Origin of the sequence: Enterococcus sp. C74 (assembly GCF_040887125.1) — a bacterium.
Taxonomy (GTDB): domain Bacteria; phylum Bacillota; class Bacilli; order Lactobacillales; family Enterococcaceae; genus Enterococcus_B; species Enterococcus_B hirae.
Window position 1 is genome coordinate 305,452 of sequence record NZ_JBFOFA010000004.1, and the last position, 19,733, is coordinate 325,184.

13 protein-coding genes are annotated in these 19,733 nt (G+C 37.7%); 12 read left to right on the forward strand and 1 reads right to left on the reverse strand.

Features of this window, described 5'->3' with window-relative positions; all coding sequences use genetic code 11:
* Window positions 1–270: 270 nt before the first annotated feature.
* The 6 genes from AB3H93_RS07815 to pheT all read left to right on the forward strand — a co-directional run bounded on the left by AB3H93_RS07815 (window position 271) and on the right by pheT (window position 13,433).
* On the forward strand, window positions 271–1,737 hold the full coding sequence (locus AB3H93_RS07815) for a peptide MFS transporter (protein ID WP_010719307.1): 1,467 nt from the start codon (window positions 271–273) through the stop codon (window positions 1,735–1,737).
* Window positions 1,738–2,013: 276 nt separating this feature from the next.
* Complete coding sequence (locus AB3H93_RS07820; protein ID WP_368020393.1) at window positions 2,014–5,544, forward strand: PD-(D/E)XK nuclease family protein; 3,531 nt, start codon at window positions 2,014–2,016, stop codon at window positions 5,542–5,544.
* Window positions 5,541–9,257, forward strand: coding sequence for a helicase-exonuclease AddAB subunit AddA (addA, locus tag AB3H93_RS07825; RefSeq protein ID WP_368020394.1), 3,717 nt, complete (start codon window positions 5,541–5,543; stop codon window positions 9,255–9,257). The genes AB3H93_RS07820 and addA overlap by 4 nt, the downstream gene beginning before the upstream one ends.
* 70 nt (window positions 9,258–9,327) lie before the next feature.
* On the forward strand, window positions 9,328–9,669 hold the full coding sequence (locus AB3H93_RS07830; RefSeq protein WP_010719304.1) for a helix-turn-helix domain-containing protein: 342 nt from the start codon (window positions 9,328–9,330) through the stop codon (window positions 9,667–9,669).
* 294 nt (window positions 9,670–9,963) lie between these two features.
* Complete coding sequence (pheS, locus tag AB3H93_RS07835) at window positions 9,964–11,007, forward strand: phenylalanine--tRNA ligase subunit alpha (RefSeq protein ID WP_034699979.1); 1,044 nt, start codon at window positions 9,964–9,966, stop codon at window positions 11,005–11,007.
* Window positions 11,008–11,012: 5 nt separating this feature from the next.
* A complete protein-coding gene (pheT, locus tag AB3H93_RS07840) occupies window positions 11,013–13,433 on the forward strand; it encodes a phenylalanine--tRNA ligase subunit beta (protein WP_053766353.1) in 2,421 nt (806 codons plus the stop codon).
* A 63-nt stretch (window positions 13,434–13,496) separates the two neighbouring features.
* Here pheT and trpS read toward each other — a convergent pair whose 3' ends face one another.
* Window positions 13,497–14,507, reverse strand: coding sequence for a tryptophan--tRNA ligase (trpS, locus tag AB3H93_RS07845; protein ID WP_010719301.1), 1,011 nt, complete (start codon window positions 14,505–14,507; stop codon window positions 13,497–13,499).
* 250 nt (window positions 14,508–14,757) lie between these two features.
* Here trpS and AB3H93_RS07850 point away from each other — a divergent pair, with 250 nt between their 5' ends.
* The 6 genes from AB3H93_RS07850 (at window position 14,758) to AB3H93_RS07875 (ending at window position 19,533) form a co-directional block, all read left to right on the forward strand.
* Window positions 14,758–15,495 carry an amino acid ABC transporter ATP-binding protein gene (locus AB3H93_RS07850; protein ID WP_010719300.1) on the forward strand — a complete coding sequence of 246 codons (738 nt, stop codon included), beginning with the start codon at window positions 14,758–14,760 and terminating at the stop codon, window positions 15,493–15,495.
* 13 nt (window positions 15,496–15,508) lie between these two features.
* The gene (locus tag AB3H93_RS07855) at window positions 15,509–16,324 is read left to right on the forward strand and encodes a transporter substrate-binding domain-containing protein (RefSeq protein WP_010719299.1); all 816 of its coding nucleotides are present in this window, start codon (window positions 15,509–15,511) and stop codon (window positions 16,322–16,324) included.
* A 12-nt stretch (window positions 16,325–16,336) separates the two neighbouring features.
* Window positions 16,337–16,984 (forward strand): amino acid ABC transporter permease, encoded by a 648-nt coding sequence (locus AB3H93_RS07860; RefSeq protein WP_010719298.1) that lies wholly within the window; start codon window positions 16,337–16,339, stop codon window positions 16,982–16,984.
* A 15-nt stretch (window positions 16,985–16,999) separates the two neighbouring features.
* Complete coding sequence (locus tag AB3H93_RS07865) at window positions 17,000–17,656, forward strand: amino acid ABC transporter permease (protein ID WP_010719297.1); 657 nt, start codon at window positions 17,000–17,002, stop codon at window positions 17,654–17,656.
* Between the two features lie 299 nt (window positions 17,657–17,955).
* Window positions 17,956–18,165, forward strand: coding sequence for a hypothetical protein (locus AB3H93_RS07870; RefSeq protein WP_010737487.1), 210 nt, complete (start codon window positions 17,956–17,958; stop codon window positions 18,163–18,165).
* A gap of 513 nt (window positions 18,166–18,678) precedes the next feature.
* The gene (locus AB3H93_RS07875) at window positions 18,679–19,533 is read left to right on the forward strand and encodes a hypothetical protein (protein WP_207428556.1); all 855 of its coding nucleotides are present in this window, start codon (window positions 18,679–18,681) and stop codon (window positions 19,531–19,533) included.
* Window positions 19,534–19,733: the final 200 nt, after the last annotated feature.

The window sequence follows — 19,733 nt, forward strand, 5'->3', positions numbered from 1 at the left end:
AAATAAGTAAATTTTTTAATGAATATTAAAATAATAGAGGTTATTTTAGTTAACGTTTCCATTGTTGTTAAACTAAGTAAAACTCGATCATTTTAAAATAGCAATATATAATTATTAAATATCTGTTTATTTTTTATTATCATTTTCCCATTAAATTTTATTCGTTTTTATAGAAAATAAGTATATATTTCTTAAATAAGTTTTTTAGTTAAATTTTTCAGTGAATATTTATAGTATTTTCTGAAAATTTAAAGAATTGGGGTATGGATTATGGAAAATCAACAAGACAAGGGCTTCTTCGGTCAGCCGAAGGGGTTGTCAACATTGTTCTTCACAGAGATGTGGGAACGATTTAGTTATTATGGTATGCGTGCGCTGTTGCTTTACTACATGTACGATACTGTAGCAAACGGTGGACTTGGATTACCTACCGCAACAGCATTAGCAATTATGTCAATTTATGGTTCACTGATTTATATGTCTAGTATCATCGGTGGTTGGGTTTCAGACCGGGTACTAGGTGCAAAAAGAACTGTTTTCTTCGGTGGAATATTTATTATGCTTGGACATATCGTCTTAGCGTTGCCATTTGGTGTTTCCACTTTATTCGTCTCAATGGCTTTGATTATCTTTGGGACAGCCTTTTTGAAACCAAATGTTTCCGGAATGGTTGGACATCTTTATTCAAAAACTGATTTAAGACGAGATGCCGGCTTCTCTATTTTTTATATGGGAATCAACTTAGGTGCGATGTTAGCACCGATCATCGTAGGAACGATCGGACAGGAATACAACTACCATCTTGGCTTCTCATTAGCTGCAATCGGAATGTTCTTTGGTCTGTTACAATACGTGATCCAAGGACGTAAAACGTTGGATGGTATAGGAACAGTTGCTCCTAACCCATTAACAGCAGCAGAGCGTAAAAAATTCATTCGTAACTTAGTCATTGCTTTAGTTGTGATTGTAGCAATCTTTGGTGGCGCACAAGTCACTGGACATTTAACCATTGATTTCTTTGTCAATTCAATTAGTGTTTTAGGTATTCTTTTACCGTTATACTATTTTGTTAAAATGTTAACAGCTAAAAATGTTACAGCAGAGGAAAAACCAAAAGTATGGGCGTATATCCCATTATTTTTAGCAGCGATCATTTTCTGGTCGTTACAAGAACAAGGATCTTCCATCTTGGCTCTGTTTGCACAAGAACGGACACAATCAACATTGTTCGGTATGAATATTCCAGCTAGTTGGTATCAATCATTGAATCCGATTTTCATCTTCGTCTTGACACCAGTATTTGTTACATTGTGGACGAGATTAGGAAAACGACAACCATCAACAGTAGTGAAATTTTCACTAGGACTATTATTTGCTGGGTTATCTTTCTTATTAATGATGTTACCAGGCATGCTTTATGGCACAGATAGTAAAGTAAGTCCAATGTGGTTGATTGGCAGCTTCTTCATTGTCGTAATCGCTGAATTATGCTTATCGCCAGTTGGCTTGTCTGCGACAACAAAATTAGCACCTAAAGCTTTTGAATCACAAACCATTGCTATCTGGTTCTTGGCAGATGCTTCTTCACAAGCGATCAATGCACAAATCGCGCGTTTCTATACACCAGGTACTGAATCTGCTTATTTCGGGATTGTCGGTGTCGTAGCAATCGTCGGAGCAGTTGTATTGTTTATGATTAAAGAACCAATCAAAAAATTGATGGGTTCCATTCATTAAACCAAATGAAGTTATAAAAGAAAGTATCAAAGTTAGTGGAAATAACTAGCTTTGGTGCTTTTTTTATATGGATAAGTATAAGAAATAAGTAAAGGATAGCGATTGATGGATGTGAATCACAAGAAGTAGTCCTAAACTTTTTTTGAGAGGATTTGGTAAAATAATCTCTATAAGCGCAAACAATTAATTTCTAAAAAAAATAGGAAAAAGAACAAATGTTCAGTTGTTTTTGGTATAATGAATGAGGAATGAATCTAAGGAATAAGGAGAGGGAAAATGTCTTTACAATTTATTCTCGGGACAGCCCGAAAAGACCACCGTACAGCGTTGATTGATGAATCAGTCGAATGGTTAGCAAAAGATAGTACGCACCAGGTATTTTTCCTTGTACCTAACTATAATAAATTTGAACAAGAACAAGAAATCTTGACAGAGCTGCGTCAAAGAAGTGGCAAAACGTCATTTAGTACAACGAATGTCCAAGTCTTTAGTTTTTATCGTTTAGCGTGGTATTTGTTGCAGCAAACAACGTTATTGTCTGGTAATGAACTTTCAGAATCTGGTTCGGCAATGATCTTGCGACAGATCCTAGAAAAAAATGAAGAAAATTTAACGATTTTTCGGGGAGAAATCAATAAAAAAGGGTTTATTCGCCAGTTGCAAGAACTGCACAATGAATTACGTATTGGAAATATTTCACCTGAAGATCTTGTCTTTTCAGAATTAGCGGATACGGTAAAAGCTGAAAATCAACAATTGAAAATGAAAGATCTTCAATTGATTTTTACAGCTTTTGAAGAAGAATTAGTCCAACGTGCGCTGCAATCTGAAGATGCTTTGACCATTTTGGCAAATTATCTACAAACGCAAGACATGTCTAAGGTGAAATTTATCGTTAGTGGTTTCACTCGAGTCAATGCGCAAGAATATCAATTGTTACAGGTCATGATGGAAAAGGGACAGCTAGTGATTGATTTGCTTCTTGATCGTCCTTATATCACGGATATGCCTGAAGTGTTGACATTGTTTCATGAAACAGGAAAGCTCTATTTCCAACTAATCAACAGTGCCAAAGAACGAAGAGTGCCGGTTTTAGTGGAAAAATTTGCCCCAGAACATGAAAGACCGCTTGCACTCATGCACTTGCAAAAAATGTGGGAAGAAACTTCTAGCAACAAAAAAAGCCAGCCGCTGAAGGTTGGGCAACAAGAGGCGTTGAGAATTTGGGAAGCAGAGAACGCCACTGAAGAAGTCAGACAACTAGCTGTGGAGATCCGTCGTTTGGTCAGCGAGGAAAATTATCGCTATCGTGACATTCAAGTGTTAACGAAAGATATGGCGTTTTATGGTAACTTGCTACAACCTGTTTTCAAAGAAATGGCGATTCCTTTTTATATTGATGAAGAGCAGTTGATGGAGAATCATCCATTGATCGAATGGATCAATAGTTTATTCGCTTTAGATCGGTATGCCTATCGTTTGAATGATATCATGCGTTTTTTCAAAACTGAATTATTCATTTGTGAAGCGGATGATACACTAGACTTAGTCAGTTGGCGTGAGCAAAGAAATCAGTTCCGAGCAAAATTAGATGTCACAGAAAATGTAGCACTTGCTTATAACTATCAAGGTTCATACTGGACGAGAGAAAAAGATTGGCAGTTCGTGTCTTACGATTTTGAAGCAGAACAACTGGAAGATGTTCAAGAATTAGAAAAACGCTCGAATGATATTCGGCACTTCTTCAAAGAGAAAGTCCCAACATTTTTTGACAAGATGAAAAAATGTAAAAATGGACAAGAAGGCGCGACGGTCTTTTATCGTTTTTTGGTGAACAGTGGCGTACAACAACAATTAGTTTTTTGGCGAAATCAAGAAATTGAACGAGGCAATTTAGCAGCAGCCCGAAACCATGAGCAAACATGGGGGGCGTTAATTGATTTACTGGACGAGTATTCGCTCATTTATGGGGAATCTGAATTTGACTGGCATTTGTTTCAGGAAATCATTACCAGCGGGTTAGAAAATTTAAGTTATGGGAAGATTCCTACAGCAATCGACCAAGTACGCATCAACCGCTTGGAACTGGTACGATCAAACCAGGCGAAAGTCACGTTTGCCATTGGCTTGAATGATCAAGTATTTCCTGATCGGCACGAAACGAAAGGCTTGCTTTCTAGTGAGGAAAGGGAAACGTTGAATGCTCGTTTAGCGGAAGAAAAATTTTTATTTGATCCCGCAAAAGAGAACTTGTCTTTTGAACCATTGCAAGCCTACTTGGTGTTTGCTTCAGCCACTCAGCGTCTATACCTCAGTTACGCTCAAAGTTATGATACAAACACGTTGAAAATCTCTCCTTATTTGAAACGAATCATGGAATACTTGATGATCCCAGCTGAAAGAAAAGAGCATTTGGTTTTAGACAGCGATCCGAGTTGTTATATCGGTACGTATCGTAGTGGGATCAATACAATCAATCATATCTATCGTTTAGCAAAGGAAGAGAAGAAAAAAGTTCCGGTGTATTGGCGCCAACTAAGAGAGCAGATCTTGCAATCACAATGGCGAAATTTTGCATTGCGCATTTTTGAAAGTCAAGAACATCTGAATGTCCCGGTGTCATTACCTAAAAAGATGGCAGAGGAACTTTATGGTAAAGATATTTATACCTCTATTTCCAGATTAGAAAATTTCTATAATTGTGAATATAAATATTTTGTCCAATTTGGTTTGAAACTGAAAGAACGAATGGTCTATGGTTTAACGCCGGCTGCTACAGGTGATTTTTATCATGAATCATTAGACCGTTTCTTTAAATTACTATTTTCAAATCAGATATCGCTAGTAGAAATGACCGATACACAACGTAAAGAGTTTACTGAAAAAGTCTTGCAAGACGTCTTTGGCGAGTTACGCTTTGAAATTTTAGATAGTTCAGCTCGAATGAACTATATTCGTTATCAGTTAGGACAAACGATCCAAAAAGTAGCTTGGGCATTACAAAAGCAAAGTAAAAATACAGGGATGAAGCCCCTTCAAACAGAAATATTGTTTGGCCAAATAGCGGGCGCTCAAGGTATCCCAGGGTTGGAATTACCACTGAATAATGGAGGGAAACTACATGTTCGTGGGAAGATTGATCGTGTGGATGTTGCTGTTGAACAAGCGGATACCTGGCTTAGTGTTGTCGATTATAAATCAAGTGGACGTTCCTTTGATGTCACTGAAGCTTACTACGGGATGGCTATGCAACTGTTGACCTATCTAGACGTGGCGTTGATGGATGCTGTCAAATTGACTGGAAAAGCATTGGTTCGACCAGCTGGTTCCTATTATTTACATGTCCATAATCCGATTTTGTCTGAAGCAAATGAAATTGAAAAAGAGACATTGAAAAAATTCAGTTATGACGGCATCTTTGTCGATGAACCTGAGTTATTGGAAGTATTAGATCATTCACTGGAAGCAAAAGAGAACTCTTTGATTTATCCGATCAAGAAAAATGCGAAAGATGTCTATCAAAAGGGAAGTTTTAGTAAAGAAAAATTCTATACAGAACAGGAACTCCAACTTTTTATGGCGCATAATCGTGCGAATATGCGTTTAGCAGGGGATAAAATCACGTCAGGGGAGATCAAACTTAATCCAGCATACAAAGACAAGGAGCGGCTTGCTTGTCAAATGTGTCCTTTTAGAAGTGTTTGTACGTTTGATGTGATGTTGCAAGAAAACAATTATCACCGTTTAGAAAAATTAAACAAGGAAGAAGCCCTGCGAAGAATAGAAAAAAGGAGTGAGGAAGAATGACCAAAATTCCTTTGAGACCAGAAAACGAACGATTCACTGACGAACAATGGCAAGCCATTTTTGATCAGGGAGATAACTTGCTGGTATCAGCTTCCGCTGGTTCTGGAAAAACCACAGTGCTTGTCCGTCGAGTAATCGAAAAACTAAAAATGGGGTTCAATATTGATGAACTTTTGATCGTGACGTTTACAGAAGCGGCAGCGAAAGAAATGAAAGAACGGATCCAAGAAGCTTTACAAGAAGCAGTCAATAGTGAAAGCGATCCGGCACGCCAACAACATTTCACGAAACAGCTGATTTTATTGCCGAGTGCTAATATTTCTACTTTACATGCTTTTTGTTTAACGGTCATCCGCCGATTCTACTACTTGATCGATATTGATCCAGTTTTTCGGATGTTAACGGATGAGACAGAAACGATCTTAATGAAAGAAGATGTTTGGGATGAATTACGCGAGGCTTGTTATAGCGAAGATCGGGAAGAGTTTTTCCAATTAACGATGAATTTTTCAAATGATCGTTCAGATGATGGATTGACCAATCTGGTTTTCTCTCTTTATGAATTTGCGCGAGCGAATCCTGATCCCAAGCGTTGGTTAGATCAATTAGTGGATAACTATCGTTTAGATGATGGATTAGCTCATTCACCATTGTACCAAGAACAATTGCGACCACTTCTACTTACAGATATGGCACAAAGTGTGCAACTTTATGAAGAAATGGTTGGATTAGCGCAAGAAGAAGGTCTGGAAAAAATGTTGGAACAAGTTGCAGGAGAAAAAGAACAAGTCCAACGCATTTATGATCACTTATTACAAGATCAATTGCCGGAAGCCTATACGGGTTTAGAAACATTGACTTTTACTACTTTTAAAAGCAGTCGCAAAGCAGAGCTGAAAGAACGTTCAGCCGAAGTTAAAAATTTAAGAGATCAGGCGAAAAAAATCATTCAGAAAATTGGAAAAACATATTTTCCGATTTCTCCTGAACAATTGACCGAACGGACGAAAAAAGCTGCTGTCCTAGTGGAAGAGTTGACGAATGTCACCAAACGTTTCATGGATGGCTTTAGCCAACGAAAAAGAGAAAAGGGAGTAGTAGATTTCAATGATTTAGAACATCTTGCCTTGCGAATCTTGACGACTCAAACAGAAGAGTCATGGCTTCCAAGTGAAGCATCAAAGCTTTATCGTAAGCAATTCAAAGAAGTAATGGTCGATGAATACCAAGATATCAACCAGTTGCAAGAAGCTATCCTTTATTGGCTTAGACAGCCTGATCCGACAAACGGCAATTTATTCATGGTTGGGGATGTCAAACAGTCGATTTATTCTTTTCGACTAGCTGATCCTAGTTTGTTTATTGAAAAGTATGAAGCATTTTCAACAGCTGAGGGTGGAAGACGGATCATTTTGGCAGAAAACTTTCGTTCCCGAAAGGAAGTCCTGTCATTTACCAATCTGGTGTTCCAACAATTGATGGACCCTGTTGTGGGACAAATCGCTTATGATGATGCTGCACAATTACGATTAGGATTTCCCGATTTCCCCGAAGTCGATCGCTTTGAACCAGAACTATTGATTTACGAAAAAGAAGAAGAGCCAAACAGCGACCTTCCAATTGATGAGAATCTAGAGGACAAAACAGAAGGCGAACTCTTTATGACGGGCTTAAAAATCCGCGAACTGATTGATGAAAAATTCCTGATCTATGATAAAAAAATGAAACAGAATCGTCCTGTCGAATATAAAGATATCGTACTTTTAACACCTACAAAGAAGAATAACCTTACGATATTAGAGATTTTTAAAACATTGGATATTCCTTTAGAAATGAACGATGCCCAAAATTATTTTCAATCTACGGAGTTGCGTACGATGATTTCTTTACTCCAATTGATTGATAATCCATATCAAGATATTCCATTGGCAGCCGTTTTACGTTCACCGATCGTAGGACTGATTGAACCAGAACTGGCACAGATCCGTTTAGCTGATCGAACGCATACCTATTATGATGCGGTGCTGGCTTACCAAACAGCAAATCAGAATGAATTAGCTGATAAATTGCGCCATTTCAATGACCAACTCGAATTGTGGCGGGAACTGGCTCGGCGGTCTTCAATCACTGACTTGCTGTGGGAGATCTATTTACAAACCGGTTATTTAGAATATGTAGCAGGTTTACCAGCTGGTGCCCAAAGACAAGCAAACCTTTATGCGTTGGCTGATCGTGCGAAAGCGTATGAACAAAGTTCGTTTAGAGGGTTGTATCAATTCGTTCGCTTCATCGAAAAGATGCAGGAAAAAGACAAAGATTTAGCGGAGCCGGTGATTTCATCCAGCGATAATGCTGTTCGAGTCATGACGATCCATGCAAGTAAAGGCTTAGAATTTCCTATTGTCTTTTTATTAGATATGACCAAACAATTCAATTTGCAAGATTTAAAAAAGCGATATGCTTTTGAAGAAAAACTAGGTGCGGGGATTCGTTATATGGACCCTGATACTCGGGTGTTGTATGATACCTTGCCTTACCAAGCAATCAAATCAGCCAAACAAAATAAGTTATTGTCAGAGGAGATGCGTAAACTCTACGTTGGTTTGACCCGTGCGGAACAAAAATTATTTATTATCGGCTCGTATAAAAATAAAGAAGATACCTTGAAGAATTGGTCAGAAGCTTCTGAACAAACCAAATTAGTCTTAGAGCCAACGACTCGATTAAAAGGGAATAGCAGCTTGATGAGCTGGATCGGTCTTAGTTTGATGCGTCATCCATTGATGCAAAACTATTTTGCCGAAGCAACCATTCTTTCAGAATTAAAAAACTCTGATAGCCAATTTGCAATTACTTGGATGAATCAACAATCTCTGCTTGAAAAAAGGCAACGTTTAATAGCGCAAGAAAACGATGCTGCTGAAAATAATGACGTGGATCAAACACCACTATCACCTGCTCTGAAAGCACGACTCGATTATCGTTATCCTTTCAAAGAGTCAACGCAAACCACAAGTTATCAATCGGTCTCTGAAATTAAACGTTTGTTTGAAGATCCAGATGATACGCTTGATGCTAAACTTGTCTGGGAAAGTAATGAAACAAGAGGGTTAAACCGCCAATTCCGTTATACGCAAGATACATTGGCTGAACCACGTTTCTTACAAAAAACGCAACAGGTTTCAGCTGCGGCAATCGGAACTGCAACACACTATTTATTGCAATTGCTGCCATTAGAAATGCCGACTACTGAGTCGATCCAAGCATTGCTAGATGAATTAGTCAAAAAGCGTTTAGTGGATCAAAAGGTAGCCAAAAAAATTGATTTTTCTGCTATTCTTTGGTTTTTTGAAACCGAGCTAGGAAAAGAATTGATCAAGCAAAAAGAGCATGTCAAACGGGAACAACCGTTTTCGATGTTATTACCTGCAGAACGGGTCTTTGAACAATACCCAAATGAAGAAGATGAATTGCTGATCCATGGGATTGTTGATGGTTATATCGAATTATCCACGACGATTCAATTATATGACTTTAAGACGGATTTCATTTTAGATCGCAACGATGAAACAGCGATTGATGCTGTCATTCAAAAATATCGTGGGCAATTGAATCTCTATCAACAGGCGTTGACAGAATCTTTAGAAAAGCCTGTCACAGATGTCTTTCTTGTCTTATTAAGCGCAAAGAAAATAATAAATATTAATAAATAATAATAATTGAGCAACTAGGACTTACACTTTGTAAGTAATATGCTATACTCTTAGCAAAGAGGTGAGTAAAATGGAGCTAACACAGACAGAGTTCACTTTATGTCCTAAATTTGAAAAGACCTTTTCGATTTTAGGTAAAAAATGGAATGGGCTGATTATTGATGTATTGCTTGAAAATGGTCCGCAACGCTTTGTTGATCTCGCAGCTAAAATACCTATGGTGAGTGATCGGGTTTTAGTTGAACGATTAAAAGAACTTGAAAAAGAAAAAATCATCGCCAGAAACTTCTCATGTAAAGAGTCCAGCCGTTCAGAATATATGTTAACTGAAAAAGGAGCGGATCTTCAAAAGGCCATTGTTCAGTTACAGGTTTGGAGTGAAAAATGGGTGACAGAAGAAGAATGCAGTTGATTTTGGAAGTGAAATCTTGTAAACTGGCATTAGATGAATAGCTAAAGAACGTTGACGAAAAAGAGTAGTTTGGCTAAACCAGTCCAGGGAGATCTGTCATAGACTGTAAGCAGATCCTGAGTTTGAAAAATGAAGTTCACTTTCTGAGTTCGTCTGATTTATTCAGACCGGCAAATGTCGTTAAAAAAGTAAGTGTACGGTTTTGACCGTAAATTAGGATGGTAACGCGAAGACCTCGTTCCTTTGTAGGAATGAGGTCTTTTTTGTATTTGAATTTGAAGGAGGAAATAGGGAATGTCTCTACAAGCCCAATTAGAAAGCTTGAAAGAAGCCACAATCGTTAAAATAGCGACAGCACACGATTTAAAAGAATTAAATCAAATTCGTGTAGAAACTTTAGGAAAAAAAGGACCAATCACCGAAGTTTTACGGGGAATGAAGGATCTAAGTCCTGAAGAACGTCCGAAAGTTGGTAGTTTTGCCAATGAGATTCGTGATCTGTTGACAGCAGAAATTGAACGTAAAAAGCAAGCGTTAGAAGAGGCGGCACTTGCAACAGCTTTAAGCAAAGAAACAATTGATGTGACCTTGCCAGGACGTCAAGTCAAACAAGGAAACCGCCACATCTTGACACAAATCATGGAAGAAATCGAAGACATCTTTGTCGGAATGGGCTACCAAATTGTTGAAGGGTATGAGGTGGAGTCTGATCATTATAATTTTGAGCGAATGAACTTACCAAAAGACCACCCAGCTCGTGATATGCAAGATACTTTTTATATTTCAGAAGAGATCTTGATTCGTACGCATACCTCACCAGTACAAGCACGTACGATGGAAAAACATGACTTTTCAAAAGGTGCACTTCGAATGATCTCACCTGGGAAAGTATTCCGTCGTGATACAGATGATGCTACTCATAGTCACCAATTCCATCAAATCGAAGGATTAGTGATCGATGAAAATATTACGATGGGTGACTTAAAAGGCACGTTAGAAGTCGTAATGAAAAAGATGTTTGGTGAAGAACGTGAGATTCGACTACGTCCTAGTTATTTCCCATTTACTGAACCTTCTGTTGAAGTGGATGTCAGCTGTTTCAAATGTGGTGGCGCTGGCTGTAATGTCTGCAAGCACACCGGTTGGATTGAAATCTTAGGAGCTGGGATGGTTCATCCAAATGTATTGAAAATGTCAGGTATCGATCCGGAAAAATACTCTGGTTTTGCTTTTGGCCTTGGCCCAGATCGAGTAGCAATGCTACGTTACGGTGTCAATGATATTCGTAATTTCTATCAAAATGACTTGCGTTTCTTAAGTCAGTTCAAAGGGGAGTAAAAAGCATGTTAGTTTCTTATAAATGGTTAAATAAATATCTTGATTTGTCAGCAGTTACGCCAAAAGAACTAGCTGATAAAATGTCAGTGACTGGGATCGAAGTGGAAGGAATCACGGTTCCTGAAGAAGGCTTAAAAAAAATCGTAGTCGGCGAAGTCAAGGAATGCGTACCACATCCTGATTCCGATCATTTATCGATTTGCCAAGTGGATATCGGTGAAGAAGAACTTTCACAGATCGTTTGTGGCGCACCTAACGTGAAGGCAGGGATCAAAGTCATCGTTGCTTTACCTAATTCACGGATCGCAGGGAATGTAAAAATCAAAAAAGGGAAAATGCGTGGTCAAGTTTCTAATGGGATGATTTGTGCCTTACAAGAAATTGGCTATCCAGATAGTGTTGTTCCCAAAGAATATGCTGAAGGAATCTACTATCTTCCACAAGAGGCAGTCAATGGAGAGCCCGTCTTTTCTTATTTAGACATGGACGATTCAATTATCGAGTTATCGATTACACCGAACCGCGCAGATGCTTTATCTATGCGAGGAGTAGCATATGAAGTGGGGGCGATTTATCGTCAAACACCTCATTTTGCAGAGGAAGAATTAGTAGAAGCAGCACGTCCGGCAAAAGACAAAATCAAGGTGACAGTCGAAGATCCAGAAGCTGTGCCTGCTTATCAAATTCGAATCATTGAGGGCGTAAAAATCCAATCTAGTCCACAATGGTTACAAAATATCTTGATGAATGAGGGGATTCGACCAATCAACAACGTAGTAGATATCACAAACTACATCTTACTGTTGTTTGGACAACCATTACATGCGTTTGATTATGATCGGCTAGGATCACAAGAAATCGTCGTCCGTCAGGCAAAAGCAACAGAAAAAATCGTTACGTTAGATGGCGAAACACGTGAGTTAACACCCGAAAATCTCGTGATCACTAATGGAGAACAACCAGTCGCTTTAGCAGGTGTGATGGGCGGCTTGGATTCTGAAATCACTGAGACAACGACTACGGTTGCTCTAGAAGCAGCTTTGTTTGATCCAATTTCGATCCGTCGAACAGCGAAACAATTCAATTTAAGAAGTGAATCTTCTGCTCGTTTTGAAAAAGGAATCAATCAAGCAACAGTTGCTGAGGCTTGTGACGTTGCTGCTGCAATGATCGTTTCGTTAGCAGGCGGTGAGGTTCTTCAAGGTGCGGTTGCTGGTTCGACTTATCAAGTAGAAGACGTAACAGTAACGATCACTCTCTCACGAATCAATCATTATCTAGGAACTGACTTAACAGTGAAGGAAGTAAATGAGATTTTTGAAGCACTTGGCTTTGGCTATCAAAGTGAAGGGGAAACGTTCACCGTTACTGTTCCTCCTCGTCGCTGGGATATCAAGATTGAAGCGGATATTATTGAAGAAGTCGCTCGTATCTATGGTTATGATCGCTTGCCTTCCACATTACCAAGTGGAGAGACTGTTGCAGGAAGTTTGACCCAAGAGCAAGCAACAACACGCAAGATCCGTACATTACTTGAAGACAGTGGTTTACATGAAGCCATCAGCTATGCTTTGACAACGGAAGAAAAATCTCGTCAATTTACAATCAAAGATTCCTTAGTTACACGTCTTGATTGGCCAATGAGCGAAGACCGTTCTGTCTTACGAATGAACTTGATCAGTGGGTTATTGGATGATGTGAACTATAACGTAGCTAGAAAAAATAGTGATGTCGCTTTTTATGAAGTCGGAAGAGTCTTCTATCAAGAAAACGATCCATTGACTCATTTGCCGCAGGAAGTGAAACATGTTGCTCTTGCATTGACAGGTACTTGGCAGGATAAAAGTTGGCAAACTCAAGCAGAAGTAGTTGACTTCTATACGATCAAAGGTCTTTTAGAAAACTTGTTTGAACAATTAGGAATAGCAACAGAAATTTCTTATCAAGCGACTGATAGTTTGAAAGACATGCATCCAGGAAGAACAGCGGAAATCTATTTAGGTGAAACAGTGATTGGATTTGTTGGACAGGTTCATCCGAATACAGCTAAAGAATACGATGTTCCAGAAACCTATGTTGCAGAATTTGACTTGAGCTCAGTGATCGAAGCTGCTCAAAAAGGGATGACTTTCCATGCGGTGACAAAATTCCCTTCCGTTTCTCGTGACATTGCGATGTTAGTTGCAGAAACAGTAACCAATCAAGAAATCGTAACGGTTATCCAGTCTGCTGCAGGTAAGTTCTTAACAGACATCCAATTGTTTGATGTGTATCAAGGGAAAAATATCGAGGAAGGACATAAGTCAATGGCTTACAGTCTGACATTCGAGAATCCTGAAGCAACAATGACAGATGAAGAAATTAACCGATCAATGACTAAGATCGAAAAAGCACTAAGTGAAACAGTTGGTGCAAATATTCGTTAAACTGTAAAAAAAGACGCCCTCACAAAGAATGAGGACGTCTTTTTTTATTCATTAACAAGCCAATCAGTTAAAATAATTGATTCCCATTGCAGTTTTGACTTCTGCTAGAGTTTGAGCAGCGACTTTCGCAGCTGCTTCACTACCGTCTCTTAGGATCGCCATCACAGCGGCTGGATCTTTCGCTAATTCTTCTCTTCTAGCACGAATTGGAGCAAACTCTTCTTCCAAAACATCAATCAAATAGCGTTTGATTTTCACATCACCTAGACCACCACGACGATAATGAGCTTTCATTTCTTCAATCGCGTTTTTGTCTTTTCCAAACACATCAAGATAAGTGAACACCATATTGCCTTCGACTTGACCTGGATCTTCCACGTGGATGTGATTTGGGTCTGTGTACATACTCATTACTTTTTTCTTGACCACATCAGCAGGATCAGAAATATAGATGCCATTACCCAATGACTTGCTCATTTTTCCATTCCCATCGATGCCAGGCAAACGGCCCATTCCTTTTGGTGGGAAAACGCCTTTTGGTTCCACTAAGACGTCGCCATACGTGTGGTTGAAACTTTGAACTATTTCTTGCGTTTGTTCAAGCATTGGTTTTTGATCTTCACCAACAGGAACTAAATTCGCTTTGAAAGCTGTGATATCAGCAGCTTGCGATACAGGATAAATAAAGAATCCAGTTGGGACACCTTCACCAAATTTTTTCTGTTCGATTTCTGTTTTAACTGTAGGATTACGACGGACACGCCCGACGCTGACTAGGTTTAAATAGTACATAGTCAATTCAGCTAATTCTGGTATTTGCGATTGGATAAAAAGCGTTGATTTCGTAGGATCTAATCCAACAGCTAAATAGTCTAAAGCAACTTCAAGTACATTTGAAGAAACCTTCTCAGGGTTTTTAGCGTTATCGGTTAGGGCTTGCATATCTGCAATCATTACAAAAAGTTGATTGTTTTCATCTTTTTGCATTTCTACCCGTGTTTTGAGTGATCCTACATAATGCCCTAAATGTAACTTGCCAGTCGGGCGATCACCTGTTAGAATAATATTTTTCAAAAAAAACACCTCTTTACGATTTGTAAGACTAAGCACTTAATATCTTACCGTTTTTTGGAGGAAGAAACAACCGTTCTAAATCAAAAGACGAACAAAATGCAGAAAAATAGCAGATGTAAGAAGCAAAGGAGAAAAATAACGAAAGAAAGTTTCAAAGAAACTTTACAAAATACGTAAGTTTCAGATATAATATGTTCTATTATATATCTTTAAATGTTTTCTTACTAAATAATAATGGGAGTGTAATGATATGGCAATGATTAAATTTGATAACGTGGAAAAATACTACGGCAAATTCCATGCTTTGAAAAACATAAACCTCGAGTTTGAGAAAGGGGAAGTCGTCGTTGTCATTGGTCCTTCAGGTTCAGGTAAAAGTACAATGTTACGATGTATCAATGGATTAGAAACGATCTCTTCTGGAAGATTGTTAATCAATGATATCGACCTTCAGGACAAAAAAACAAAATTGACTGAAGTCAGAAAAAATGTTGGAATGGTTTTTCAGCATTTTAATCTATATCCTAATAAAACCGTTTTAGAAAACATTACACTTGCACCGATTAAAGTATTAAAGCAAGATCAAGCAAGTGCAGTGAAAAACGCGGAAAAATTCTTAGAAAAAGTCAACATGCTCGATAAAAAAGATTCTTATCCATCTATGTTATCTGGAGGACAACAACAGCGTGTGGCAATTGCCAGAGGTTTGGCGATGAATCCGGAAATGCTGTTATTTGACGAGCCTACATCTGCTTTAGATCCGGAAATGATCGGGGATGTACTTGATGTAATGAAAAAATTAGCTCGTGATGGGATGTCAATGATCGTCGTGACCCATGAAATGGGATTTGCAAAAGAAGTAGCAGATCGGGTTATTTTCATGGCGGATGGTCAAGTATTAGAAGATAGCCGCAATGTAAAAGACTTCTTTGAGAACCCTAAAGAACCTCGGGCACAACAATTTATTAGTAAAGTAATCAATCATTGATAGGAGGAATAAGATGCGTAAGAAAACAATGATTCGTTTGCTTTTCCTTTTGGGTCTGGTCTTTTTGATATTAGCAGGCTGCAAAGGAAAAAGTGTCGCTGAAGAAAACATTCTGGAACGAAGTAAGCAAAACAACACCATAACGTGGGGTGTAAAATACGATACTCGCTTATTTGGGATGATGGATATCAAAAGTAGTACGGTTCAAGGATTTGATATCGATATCGCTAAAGCGATTACGCAAGAGATTCTTGGAAAAGATGGGAAAGCAGAATTTGTGGAAGTTACCTCTAAAACACGGATTCCTCTATTAAAAAATGGAAATATTGATGCGATTATTGCGACAATGACCATTACAGATGAACGAAAAAAGCAAGTTGATTTTTCTGATGTTTATTTTGATGCCGGACAATCTTTATTAGTCAAAAAAGGAAGCCCGATTAAAAGCGTAGATGACTTAAATGCTGAAACAACTGTGCTCGCAGTCAAAGGATCAACTTCTGCAGTAAATATCCGAGAACATGCTCCAGACGCAAAAATTCTTGAACTAGAAAACTATGCCGAAGCGTTTACTGCTTTACAATCAGGACAAGGAGATGCTATGACGACCGATAATGCCATTTTATTGGGAATGGCTGACGAGAACCCTGACTATACTTTAGCAGGTGGGACGTTTACCAATGAACCTTATGGAATTGCGATCAATAAAGGACAAACAGAATTTTTGGATGCCGTAAATCAAGCGTTAAAAGAACTCATTGCTAACGGAACATATGATCAGATTTACCAAAAATGGTTCCCAGATACCACCCAAGGAAAAGTGAATTAAGGAGGGGAAAGAATGGCTGAGTTGCTGCAAACATATGGATCAACCTTCTTAGAAGGGTTTAAAATCACTATCTATTCAAGTGTGTTAGCTTTATTATTTAGTTTGATTATTGGAACACTGATGGCAATTTTTCAATTGTCAACGAACAAAGTGATCAGTGGTCTAGCTAAAGCGTACGTGGAATTTTTTCGAAATATCCCGTTGTTGATTATTGTGATGTTCTTTTATGTCGTCCTTCCGATCTATTGGATTAGTTTTGACGGCTTTCAAGCAGGGACGATCGGTTTGACGATCTATACTTCGGCATTTATTGCAGAAACCGTTCGTTCAGGAATTCAAACAGTGCCAAAAGGGCAAACAGAAGCGGGTTTATCAGCTGGTTTGACCTATGCGCAAACGATGCGGTTTATTATTTTGCCGCAGGCTTTCAAGATCGTCGTACCACCATTAGGAAACCAATTCATTAATCTAGTCAAAAATTCATCGATTTTAGCTATCGTTGCTGGGTTAGATTTAATGTATCAAGGGGACTTAATTGCCAGTGAAACTTTCAACACTTTTGATACCTATATCATCGTGGGTCTTTTTTACTTAGTAATTACATTACCTTTGTCTTACTTGATGACATATTTAGAGAAAAAATGGGCAGTTCGTTCATAGGAAGGGGAGAACAAAATGGATTTTAGTGGTGCTTTTTCATGGATGAATATCCGCTTCTTATTAGAAGGATTAAAAGTGACTGTGGAGGTTTCATTATTTTCAATCATCTTTAGTTTTTTGATTGGCGGGATTTGTGGTGTAGTTCGTTTTGCTAATATACCTTATTTTTCAAAAATACTAGGAATACTAATTGATATTATCAGAAATCTTCCATTGCTATTGATCATTTTCTTTACGTATTTTGCCTTACCACAAATCGGTATCCAAATGAATATTTTTTGGTCAGCCGTAGCAGCATTGACGATTTTTGAATCGGCTATGTTATCAGAAATTTTTCGAGCAGGGTTGAATGCCGTTCCTAAAGGACAAATGGAGGCTGGTCTTTCCACAGGATTGTCTTATGTAGAAACGATGAGAATCGTCGTTTTACCCCAAGCATTTAAATCAATGATCCCAGCAATCGTGAGTCAGCTGATTTCATTGATCAAGGATACATCATTAGCAGTGATCATTTCCTTACCTGAATTGACTCACCAAGCACGAATTGTTTACGGACAAAATACCAATTATGTTTTGCCAATGTTTGTGGCAATGACGTTGATGTATTTTGCTGTCTGCTATGCTTTATCCTTACTTTCTTCCTATTTAGAAAAAAGAAAGTACAGCTATTAGTCAAAAACTTAGCATGCTCGTTGTTCAATGAAAATTGTTCAGCGAGTATTTTTATTTGATTCGTCAATGTAAAACTTAGATCGTTTTTCTCTTCAACGATATTGTGAGAGAAAATAGTCGTAGACAAAGATCAGCTTAAAAACATAGCTTACAGTTTTGTTCGTTCAGGTCATTTAAAAATATGGACTGTCTTGACAGTAGGAAGTATACTAAGTGTCGTTAGGTAAACGTATTGAAATGAGAGGATGCCTAACAGAGTTTGTGGTAACTATAATGGATAGAGAAAGAGATGTTGTTAGATGGAAGAGATTATAAATGCTTTTCAAGCAAACCCGATATTTTCTACGGGATGTATTATTTTTATCATAGGTGTGTTAATTTTTTGTTTTGGAAGAAAATTATTTTTCGTTCGTTGGCTATTGGGAGATACCAGTATGTTCGGACAACTATTTTGGGGACTGATTTTATCAGGTATCGGACTAGCAATCATTGTCTATTATCGAATGTAATTGACTAATTGTATACGAATGATCCATTGCTTGCGACAAACAGGAAATGGTAAAAAGAAAGAAGTTTCTGTAAGATTTTCTAGAAATATAGTACATTTTTTGTGTAAGGGTTCGTTTATTTAGGAAAATGTCAAAAATGAATGAACAAATGGGTCGGTTAGAAAACCAGCTGTTCTGAACGACTGCTAAAGCAAAAAAGGGGAGCTTGCGTGAAGTAGAAGTACGATGTTCTAGTGGTCGATAGATCATTCAATCAACAATTTGTGACAAGCAGAAGTGGATAAATTAAGAATCTTCAATTTTAATCTAGTATAGGCAGTCATCATCCATTCTCTATAAGTGGGTGATGACTGCTTTTTGACAGAATGGTTATCGGATAGTAACTCGAAAAACAACATGTTTAGTGATATCAGATGCCAAAAAATTCTTTCTGCAGAAATAAAAGTTACTTAGATACTCCTTTTTTCTGATAGTTTAACAAGGTAGTATATAACTTTTAAAGGAGAGAATAACATGCCAAATGATAAACAAAAAATAGCAGTAATACGGACAGGAAGTCAATATGCTATTGCTCTTCAACTAATCAAGGATCATAAGCTTGTGAGGGGAGAAGCTAATAGTTCGGAAAAGTTAGCAACTTTAGGTAAAATTCTTTCTAACTATAAGAGAGATTCTGCAGAAGGGATTATCTTTTATCTTCCGCTTCTTCCAGAAGAGAAAAAACTGTTACGACAAAGGAACATCCAAATGAATAGTGATGATAGAATAGTAGTGGATGATAAAAATAAAACCTTTTATATTAACTACCTTAATCAAAAGTATGATTTAAGCAAAAAAGCAGTTTTGTCGAAAGAAACAAAACATGCACTAATTCAAGACCTTGATAAATTCTATTTCGATTCTTTGGACCTTAACAGGTTTACTTCCTTTATTTATGATTTAGATGTGATCGCTAGAAGAGATGTTCAGACACTCTTAAAGAAGCAAACGCCCAAGATAGAAAAATCAATAAAAAAGGCTAGAGAAGATATAGCGGTTGATCAAGTGAAAGAAAGATTTAAGATGAACAGACACTATACTGAAATTCCCCCAACACTAATGGTGCAATTTCAAGACGAGTTGAAAAAATCTGAATACATAAGCAAAAAGAGGCAAAAAATAGAAATTGAGAAATTAAAAAATGAATATAAGTCTCCAAGTAAACCAAATGAAAGACAAGAATATTTCAAGATGAGTGTGAAAGAATTTCTTAAAAAAGGAAGCTCAGAACAAAGAAGCCTTACGAAAAAAAGAATTGAGCAATTAAAAACATCTGTACTACCAAAGTCACAGGCATATCTAAACAAAAAGGATCAATTTCAAAGATAGTGATCAATAAACTCTAAAAATAATTACATAATAAATGAGTGTGGGATATTGATCTGATTAATATCCCACTTTTTATGGCTAAATTAAAACTGGGATTAAAAAATCAATGAAATATTATGAAAGGAATTGTTATGTATAGGACTACTCAAATATAATTTCATGATGCATAATTCTTTGAAAATACTATTCTTGACCTTGTA